Raw genomic sequence first — 7,086 nt, 5'->3', positions numbered from 1 at the left:
TCTTCCCATAATTATTGTCCTCATATTGCTGGCTATTCTATTCCACTATTTTAGTTGTGGAGCGTCCAGAACGTCTATTTTTGGCTGTCTGTTTTTAACGATCGCTTGTTTTTGGTTGTCTGTTTTTTGCGTTGGCGGAGCAAGTGCGGCAGCTATATCGCTTGTCTTAGCAAGAGTAACTTTTGACTGGCTATTCTAATGCACCATTTTAGATGAAACAGTCCAGTAGGGTGTGTTAGCGGTAGCGTAACGCACCAAACTCTACATCCAAGGGAGCAAGATACCACCAAGGGAGCAAGATACCACCAAGGCAGCAAGATGCTCCCACTACTTTTGTCCTTGACCAAAATAAGGCGTTGGTGAATTAATGTATGATATTAATCTTAATTATTTAGGAGTCAGGAGGACCGAGTCAGGAGTCAGGAGGAAAGAAAGAAAGAAGAAGAAAGAGTAGTAGAAGGAGAAAGTTTTTTGTTAGCGCTCTTATCCGGACAAGATATCATACCTCTTTTCACCAACGCCCAAAATAATTACAATAGACCACCATTACAATGCACCACCACCACAATTAATAATTGATGATATACAGCATATTTCGGACAAATGATGTACAAGTTTGAACGGTAAAATTTTTGTAGTGCGGGCATCTTGCCCGCTAGATCTATACCTCACGAGCAGCAGGAAGTGCTGTAAAATCTGGATTATTTAATGATAAAAAAACCTATCCTCTTACACAGAGCAAATCTTCTTATTTTCCCTGCTCTCTATTCTCCCGACTCCTGACTCTCTACCCAACGCCGAAATAATTCCACTGTAAACCGTAAGTTTCCCTCGGTTTCGATAAAAAAATCGTGGCGAGAAAGAGTTTCTAGCTCCCCCCCAGAGGGCACATGATATAAGTAGGTAGCTCTAATTAAACGTTAAAAAAAATGTAGGGGCAGGTTTAACTGAAAGCTTTAACTTAAGCGCGATCGAGTTCTAAAAACCTGCCCTCTAATTATTACTTATAAGTGTAGGTATAAATGGGAACTAAGCTCGCAAAACAAAGTCGTCTGCAGTTAAAGTTACATCAGTACCTACATTAGCAAACTCAGCACCATTACCAAAACCATCTGCAACACCATTTGGATTATAGAACAAACTACCAGTTGCTGTACTGTGAACAATTAAAGCTTCAGAAGTAGCAGCAGCTTCGTCTGAGTCAACCACAGCAAATTCGCCATCAACACTAAATCCTTCTCCAGCATCACTTTCGAGCGCAGCAAAAGTAGTCTTGTCAAGGAGTATCAAGTCTTGCCCTTGATTGAAATCAGTAATTGTATCTACACCTACATCATTCGCAGAAAATGTACTATTAGTGTTGAAGATGAAGCGGTCAATACTCGCACCACCAGTTAGAGTATCGTCGCCAGCACCACCATTGATGCGATCGCGACCTTGACCACCACTTAAAATATCATCACCATCACCGCCAAGCATACGATCGTTCCCAATGCGACCTGCCAAAATATCATCGCCTTCACCACCTCTGAGTAGGTCATTACCCCTACCACCAACTAACCAATCTCTTCCACCAAGACCATTTAAAGTATCATCACCTCCAAGACCGGAGAGAAAATCCTCTGTATCGAAACCGTTGAGTCGATTGTCATCTGAAGTACCGACCCTATTTTGTAAAACACTGATGCGAGCGATTTCATTACCTTCACCATCATCTTCTGTGGTGAAATCAGCGTCAGGACGTGCTTGTAAAATATTCCCTTCTGCATCGCTACCTTCTCGCACACTGCCAATAAAACCAGGGTGTAATAAAACAGTTCCATTTTCATCTACTCCTGTATCTGGAGCTTCTTGACCTAGCGCTGCTGTATTTGCAGGTTCTTCGTCATTTACTTCTGTTCCTGCATCCCAGATATCTGTTCCATTAGCAACAAAATCTAGTCCTAAGAAATTTCCATTCTCATCAAAAATTTCAAACCTAGTAGGATTTCCATTACCAGTAAAGGCATCATTACTAGGCAGGATCATGGAAGCATAACTAAAGTAGCTACTGCTGTCAGCATTTTCATCCACAGTAAATTGGGCAACACCAATGTCTCCTTGGAAAAAATCCCTAAAATCGCTCCCCTCAACAACTGGTCCTTGAACTATTCCTTGAACAGTACCAGCTCCACTACTGTCAAATTCAGTAGATAAAGTAGTTGTAAATTCACCTGTTGGTTCAATAATAGCATCTTCAGCTAACCTTTCCAAACCTGGAGTAGCAGCTTCACTTGGATTTGAATTAAAAAGGTCAAAGTCTCCATCATGAAATCCCACCCACATCTTGGAGAAGAATATACTACTATCTGCATCTGCTCCAGAAGCTACATTCTCAACTATAACTGTAATATCAGCCATAAATTTTTTTCCTTAGTAATGACCATATTGATGCACAAGAGTTTAGCATAACAAATACAATTTGTGAATAGATAGGATATATTTATGCCTATATTTTGATACATATAAACTAATTGAACTTGATTCAAATCAACTAATTAAGGCTCAATTTAAATGGGACAAAATAAAAATAATGTCTAAAAAACCAAATTAATCAAATTAATCTAAAAAAAATATTTGACGCTGTTGAATACAATTTAAGTCTCAGAATGACGCCAAATCATAGCAAATCTCAAAAACTTTTCTATGTTTTCTTGAGTGGGGCAGTGGGGAAGATGGAGAGATGGGGAGATGGAGAGTGGGAGTAGTAAACATAAGAATAATATACACTTACTGGCTAATAATAGCTATGAACGTCATTGAATCTTACTAATTACTGAATCATTGAAGTTTTGCATAAGTATAGAATTCTTTTTGAGGAGTGCGATAAAAAGGATATTTTAACGCTTGCTATATAGCAATCCTAAATGATTTGTAAAAAATCTAAGGATATATAAAAACTCTGAAACTTTTACCCCTGTCCCCTAAATTCAAAGATATTTTTACCCGCAACTGAAATAGGATTGCTATAGCAAGGAACGAGTTGGTTAGGAAATAGACTGATGATCAAACCTAGAAATTCTTTTTCCACTGTTGCCTGTTCCCTCACACCGAGTGCGCTACCAGATGCTAGATTGACTTGCGAATGCGCCCAAAGGTGGCGCTTTGTTCAGACCTCTGTCGCACCCCGCGGTGTCGCACCGCTGTTCCCTGCTATATGAATCAAGCGACAGATTCAGATTGAACTGTTACTCTTTCCACTTCTAAACAAACTTGCTCTACTATCGGAGTAAAACCCAGGAATAGCTGCACCTTTTTTGCAAATTCTTCTGGGTTACCACTGACATAGAAGTTAGTACAGTGTGGAGGGCGATCGCTTGATATCCCCAAACGTTGAAGTTCCCTAGCAGCAGTGCTAACAACAGCAATGGCAGGGTCTACTACCTGTACTGAATTGCCTAAAATTTGTCTAAATAAATGAAGTAGATGGGGGTAGTGGGTACAACCTAAGATCAAGGTATCTATCTGTTGTGCCATTAGGGGTTTAAGATATTGTCGCACTACCTCAAAAGTATACACATCATTAATGCGGCCTTGTTCAATTAATGGTACTAAAGCAGGCGCCCCTACTTGAAATACTAAAACTGAAGGATCTAATTTAAGAATAGTATTTAGATAAGCATTGCTGTTGACTGTCTGTCGAGTGGCGATGACACCTATTTTTTTGTTCCCTCTGTTGACAACTGTATTTGCACCAGGTTCAATCATACCAATAATGGGAAAATTGTATTCAACTGCTACTCGATCTATTGCTGCAGCAGTAGCAGTATTGCAGGCAACGATCACCATTTTTACACCCTGATGTTGCATCCATGTTAGCACTTGACGTACAAATAGTACGATTTCTGCCTGAGATTTTGTACCATAGGGGAGTCGTGCTGTATCAGCAAAATATATAAAGGTCTCTCTGGAGAGTTGGCGATATGATTCTTTTAAGACACCAATTCCACCCACACCACTATCAAAGATGCCAATTGGATATCTTTGTAGTTGTCTAGATTGAGTTTGCCCTGGGTAAGAGGTAATATATTTACCCTTATTAAATTGATAAAAAATATTTGTCATCGTTACAATAGAATTGACAAAAAATAGTAGGTTTGGAGCCAAACCTTGCTAAATAGGAATAAATTAGGGTTAGCATCTATGATTTGCTGCTGACCCTTTACCTTTAAGCACTATAGTGTTGATCGAAACCGGATTTAGTATGAATCTTAAATCTAATTATTGAGATTACTCGTCCTGGTCAAAAGTTTTTTTAAAAAAGTCACAAGTCAATTTAGAGGTATTCCTCATGGAAAACACAAGGGCAAAAATTTTATTTATAGTAATAGACAGGTAGGTTAGGACTTATGCTGATGATGATCCGAATGTTTTCCCGCTGTTCCCAGATCCGGTGTTCACTACTTATATAGTTAAAGATAGGGAGATGGGGAAATGGGGAGATGGGAGCATTTTTCTACTTGTTTGGTGCGCGTTCCCTTCTCTTGGTCGGCGTTCCCATGGCGAGGACACCGTTCCCTACCGTCCCGGAATGGGAATGCCTGGTTCCGACAGCTTGCGCTTAAGGGCGGCACGGGGTTGCATCCGCTTTTTCCCCTATTCTCTAACTGAATTTCCTGACTTTACCAGGACTGAATTCTGAGTTTTATGCCAAAAGCACATACCGCGTGCAAAGATATCAAATGGGTTCTACTAAGAAGTATTTGATTTAGCTCTGTAAATAAGGAATTTTACTCTATTTTATGAATTAAGTAACTCTCAAGCATTTTATTAATAATCAATATTCTTTAGCTAATAATTTTGATTGATATTCACAGATGTCTAATACTTTTTTATTTAAAATTGCTATAAATGGTTTGAAGTTATCATCTATCAATAATTTTTTATGCATAATTATATAGAGATAAATAGCCCAAAATAATTTGATAAAAATTCAGATAAAGATTATTTTCAGGCAAATAAAAGGTTAAGGAGATGATGAAAACTATAAAGAAATTTATAGATTTTATATGTTAGTTTAGTATAAATACTTAAGTTGAAGTAAAATGGAAAAATAAATAGTTTTTAATTGTTGTAAAATATGTTTATATTTGTCTTTTGCGAATTCAATAATCTTGGCAATTAACTCTTCAATAAATAGGCAAAGGTATATTTGATTGGAACATCAAGACAAACGAAATATTTTATTCAACAAACTGAAAAGCAATTTATAAGACCTTCTGAAAAATAAATTGTCTACTGATTTTTAAGCTTATAGAGATTAGTAATGTTAAACAGGTTTGGGAGTAAACTCAGGTGCTTCATCCTCAATTAGTAATGCTTTTATTGCATCAAATTAAATTTATTTAAAAAAATTGGTATGATAAAACCATCAATATTTATCAGTTATTACTTCATCTGGAACTGTATTTTAAGTCACTCGGTATCTTAGCTAAAAAGATTTAAGAACAAATTACTCAAACTTTACAATAGTCATTAATTATTCTTTATTACCTATGTTTTCTTACTTAAATAACCATCTTGATTTAGGTTCCACTGTAAAAGATTTACAACTTCATAGTATCCGGGTTGAAATTGATACATCAGGAATTAGTTTGGCTAAAGTTTTTGAAGAAAATCCCCTACTTCCAGGTATTATTTTAACAAAATCGGGTAAATTCATTGGTATGATTTCTCAACAGCAATTTCTCAAAACGTTGAGTCGCCAATATGGAAGAGAAATTTTTTTAAATCGTTCCGTTAAGGTCTTATACGACTTTATTAAGTCTGAATTATTAATCTTCTCAGGAGATACACCTATTGTAGATGCTGCTGATAAAGCAGTAAAGAGGCCTCAAGAATTTATTTATGAACCAGTTATTGTAGAAAATTCTCCAGAAGATTATCAAGTTTTAGAAACTCAAAAATTACTTATTGCTCAATCTTATATTCATCAACTTGCTAAAGATTTATTACAGAAACAAACTCAAGCACAACTAATTCAAACTGAGAAACTTGTAATGTTAGGACAAATGGTGGCAGGTTTAGCCCACGAACTGAGAAATCCAATTAATTGTGTGGCAGGTAATTCTAAGTTTATGTCTGGTTATTATCAAGACTTTCTTAAATTGATTAATACTTATGAGAAAAATATTCCTGAACCAATAAAAGAAGTTGAAGATTTAAAAGAAGATATTGATTTTGAATTTGTCAAACATGATTACTTGGAGATGATGAATAGTATAGAAATTTCGGCTGACCGGATGATGCAATTGGTTAGTAGTCTCCGCAATTTTTCTCACATGGAAGGTACTAAACGCAAAGAAACAAATATTAATGAATGTTTAGATGGTACTCTATTAATTTTAAAGAATCGTTGGAAGGTTAGTGGAGTTGAAATTATTAAAAATTATGGGGATTTACCGTTGATTTTGTGTCATTCTGGTCAAATTAGTCAAGTGTTTATGAATTTGATTACGAATGCTCTTGATGCTCTAGAAGAGTATCAAGAAAAAGAAACTGATAGTAGACCAGGTAAAATATGGATTCATACTAAAGCTAAAGATTTATCTGAAAATACAGATCAAAATGTGGATAAATCTGCTCATGGCATAGAATTAAATTCTAATTATCAGATGAAAGGTAATGTAACTTCTACTGAAGATTCTAAAGAAATTTATGGTTGGCTCTCAATTCGTATCGTTGATAATGGTCTTGGTATTGCCTACGAAATTCAAAAGCAAATTTTTGATAGATTTTTTACTACAAAACCTGTAGGTAAAGGTACTGGTTTAGGACTGGCAATTAGTTATCAAATTGTTGTTGATAACCATCAGGGAAAATTACATATTAACTCAACTCCAGGAGTAGGAACTGAATTTGAAATATTGTTGCCTATAAAGTAAAACTTATGAGGTTAATTAGGGCTTGCTGATTAAATCTAAAAGCATTGACATATAAAGACTAAAGAATTTTTGGAGTCGAATTGCAGTGCAAATTTTTCACCTCTTTATGCTCATGCATGGAGCGTATTTTAGGCGCATAGTTGGGCAGAAAAATCATTCTTAC

General features: G+C 36.2%; 5 protein-coding genes. 2 read left to right on the top strand and 3 right to left on the bottom strand.

The features are described 5' to 3' along the window. Positions 1-199, top strand: a 199-nt coding sequence (locus F6K18_RS35565) for a hypothetical protein (RefSeq protein ID WP_287523630.1), incomplete at its 5' end; no start/stop codon positions are given. A gap of 565 nt (positions 200-764) precedes the next feature. On the opposite strand, the gene F6K18_RS35560 is transcribed toward F6K18_RS35565, so the two are convergent. From F6K18_RS35560 to murI, 3 genes are all read right to left on the bottom strand, one after another. Further along, positions 765-890, bottom strand: a complete 126-nt coding sequence (locus F6K18_RS35560; RefSeq protein ID WP_287528024.1) for a hypothetical protein — start codon at positions 888-890, stop codon at positions 765-767. A 139-nt stretch (positions 891-1,029) separates the two neighbouring features. Then, positions 1,030-2,400 (bottom strand): spondin domain-containing protein, encoded by a 1,371-nt coding sequence (locus tag F6K18_RS35555; protein WP_287528022.1) that lies wholly within the window; start codon positions 2,398-2,400, stop codon positions 1,030-1,032. A gap of 801 nt (positions 2,401-3,201) precedes the next feature. After that, positions 3,202-4,104 (bottom strand): glutamate racemase, encoded by a 903-nt coding sequence (gene murI, locus F6K18_RS35550; RefSeq protein ID WP_287528020.1) that lies wholly within the window; start codon positions 4,102-4,104, stop codon positions 3,202-3,204. A 1,430-nt stretch (positions 4,105-5,534) separates the two neighbouring features. Between murI and F6K18_RS35545 the strand changes: the two genes are divergently transcribed. Then, on the top strand, positions 5,535-6,923 hold the full coding sequence (locus F6K18_RS35545) for an ATP-binding protein (RefSeq protein ID WP_287528018.1): 1,389 nt from the start codon (positions 5,535-5,537) through the stop codon (positions 6,921-6,923). Positions 6,924-7,086 lie beyond the last annotated feature (163 nt).

The organism is Okeania sp. SIO2C2 (assembly GCF_010692625.1).
Lineage (GTDB): Bacteria > Cyanobacteriota > Cyanobacteriia > Cyanobacteriales > Microcoleaceae > Okeania > Okeania hirsuta.
This window is presented reverse-complemented; position numbering and strand designations above follow the sequence as displayed.